This is a genomic window from Thioclava sp. F28-4 (assembly GCF_002020045.1).
GTDB classification, from domain to species: Bacteria; Pseudomonadota; Alphaproteobacteria; order Rhodobacterales; family Rhodobacteraceae; genus Thioclava; species Thioclava sediminum.
Map to the genome: position 1 here is coordinate 1 of NZ_MPZQ01000064.1, position 377 is coordinate 377.

Below are 377 nucleotides of genomic sequence, written 5' to 3' on the forward strand. Positions count from 1 at the left end.
TATGCGCCTTTCCGGAACCTGCTACGCGATCACATCCTCAAAACTTGGCCGCTCGGCCCTGGGGATGACCTGATGGGCGAGCCTGTTCTGACGCGCCACCTTCACTCGGTGCTCACCGCATCTCGGGAGTATGGCATCGATAGTCGACGGCTGCGAAAATTGCTCGTTACCGCTGGGGTCGTGCGTGCAGTCGAGCAAGGTCGGTCAGATGCCTGGGAGCTGTTCACCCCCGAAGAAGCTGAACCGGTCCTCAGCCGTCTGGAGACGCTCGTCTCCGCAACAGATCTTCAAGATGCGCTACTCATTTCGCGCACGCATTTTGAATCCTTGCGTAAGGACGGCTACTTCGCGCCGACATTGGAAGGTCCTGAGCACAA

The 377-nt window shown here is 58.6% G+C and carries 1 pseudogene; it reads left to right on the plus strand.

The window, feature by feature from the left end:
* Positions 1 to 72: 72 nt before the first annotated feature.
* A pseudogene (locus BMI87_RS21890) lies at positions 73 to 377 on the plus strand (hypothetical protein); the annotation flags it as partial.